Source organism: Neisseria sp. P0009.S007, from assembly GCF_051962515.1.
The window spans coordinates 1-2,160 of record NZ_JBQCVF010000222.1 but is presented as its reverse complement, the minus strand read 5'-3'; the positions used below and the strand labels follow the sequence as shown (position 1 = coordinate 2,160).

General features: G+C 47.3%; 2 protein-coding genes. One reads left to right on the top strand and one right to left on the bottom strand.

The annotated features are described in order from the left end of the window. Window positions 1-818 (bottom strand): calcium-binding protein (locus tag ACTHS3_RS11840; RefSeq protein WP_440368022.1); only part of this gene is annotated, 818 nt, incomplete at its 3' end. 441 nt (window positions 819-1,259) lie between these two features. Here ACTHS3_RS11840 and rfbD point away from each other — a divergent pair. Next, window positions 1,260-2,123, top strand: a complete 864-nt coding sequence (rfbD, locus tag ACTHS3_RS11835; protein WP_440368021.1) for a dTDP-4-dehydrorhamnose reductase — start codon at window positions 1,260-1,262, stop codon at window positions 2,121-2,123. Window positions 2,124-2,160 lie beyond the last annotated feature (37 nt).

Genomic DNA, 2,160 nt, shown 5'->3' with positions numbered 1-2,160 from the left:
GAACCACCGTTCAGGTAGTCGTTACCGGCACCACCTTGCAGGTAGTCTTTACCTTCTTCACCGTACAGAGAGTCACCGTCGGCATCGCCGTAAATGGTGTCGTTACCAGCACCGGCGTAGATTACGTCTGTGCCGTTGCCACCGTAGATGATGTCTTCGCAAGCAGTACCATAAATGGTATCTTTAGCATCAGTACCGCGGATAACGTTGCCGTCTTTGCAGTCTTCAGCTCTGATGACATTACCTGGGTTTTTGTCTTCGTGACCGTATGAGTTGTTTTGGTTATGGTCGTCAACACAGTCTTTGCAGTCTGGCTCTGGCTTAGGCTCAGGTTTTGGTTCTGGCTTAGGCTCAGGTTTTGGTTCTGGCTTAGGCTCAGGTTTTGGCTCTGGCTTAGGTTCTGGTTTAGGCTCAGGTTTTGGTTCTGGCTTAGGCTCAGGTTTTGGTTGTGGTTTTGGTTCTGGCTGTGGCTCAGGCTTAGGCTCAGGTTTTGGTTGAGGCTTAGGCTGAGGTTTAGGTTGTGGTTTTGGACATGGGATCGGTTTGATTGGATCGCAGTTGTAAGGTGGGCAAACCGGAACACATTTGTAGTTAGGAGTTTTTGCCGGTGGGCAGAAAGCCGCAATAGCAGAAACCAGACCGGTTACCGCGTTAACTACTGACACGCCGACGCTGGCAATGCTAGCGATGCTGCCGATAGAAACAGAAGATTTTGCTGCAGGAGCGCAGTAGTAAGAAGAGTAGGAAGCCTTAGGCGCGGGTGCGCAGTAAGAACTAACCAGGGGTCTAGTATAATACCCCCCGTAACAGTATGCCATAATAATTACTCCCAAAAGTTAATAAAATATTGGGTTGACGGAACGAGCAAATCCGCCCTTGCCCAATTATTATTTTAGTAATATTTTGCAAAATATTTACTCAAAAATATCAAACGGTAGAATTTGCCGATAAAAGGACGGAGTTTGGCCTATTTTTAAATTCCATTCTCCTAGCAACAATAAAAACATTAACATTGATTCACACTCTCTCAAACAGCATAGATCCTTTATCTATCTTGTTAAAAGCTGAATTTTAACTATAGTTATAGTAAACAAACATAATACTAATAAGTGGTTATTATTATGAATAGATAATATCGACAATTTGCCCAAATACAGCCGCCTCTGCATTTTGTTCTACGCCAATAATGTGAATTTGTCGTATTTACACTATAATGATACGAACACCTATTTAACAGCTATCAGAGGAGATACTCAACCATGCGTACTTTATTGACCGGAGCCAAAGGCCAGCTTGCCCGTTGTCTGCGCGACCGCCTGCCCGAAGATTGGGAACTGATTGCTACCGACTCTACTTCGCTGGACATTACCGATACCGAAGCCGTGCATCACATGATCAAAAACTTCCAACCAGATGCCATCGTTAATGCCGCAGCTTACACTGCCGTCGATAAAGCAGAAGAAAACGCAGAGGCTACTTTTGCCGTCAACGCAACCGCTGTTCACAACTTAGCCGCAGCCGCCCGCGCCGCACACGCCCGCTTTATCCATATTTCCACTGATTATGTATTCGACGGCGAAGGCAAACGCCCTTACCGCGAAACCGACTACACCAATCCGCGCAGCACTTACGGTCAATCCAAAGTCGCAGGCGAGCTTTTGGCTTTAGCCGCACATCCGGAAAGTACAATCATCCGTACTTCATGGCTGTTTAGCGAATACGGCAGCAATTTCGTCAAAACCATGTTACGCCTTGCCAAAGAACGTGATTCCCTCTCCATTGTCCACGACCAAACCGGCTGCCCGACTTATGCAGGCGACTTGGCTCACGCCATCATCAGTTTATTGCAACAGCCGACTTCCCCACGCGGTATCTTCCATTACTGCGGCAATAAATCGGCAACATGGTACGAATTTACCAAAGCCATCTTTCAGACGGCCCACCAATTAGACGACAGCTTCCGCATTCCGGAACTGAACGCAATCACCACTGATCAATACCCCCTGCCCGCTCCGCGTCCGGCATACAGCATTATGGATTGCTCACGCCTCGAAACCGAGTTTGGTATCAAACCGTCCGACTGGCAAAAAGCCCTGCGCGAAATTCTCCGCAAAATCGACTGATAAGCTGATCCATCTATATCAAGGCCGTCTGAAAACA

What these genes read in the sequence shown, in the direction of transcription:
- rfbD (WP_440368021.1), top strand. Translation starts at nt 1,260, where the DNA reads ATGCGTACTTTATTGACCGGAGCCAAAGGCCAGCTTGCCCGTTGTCTG.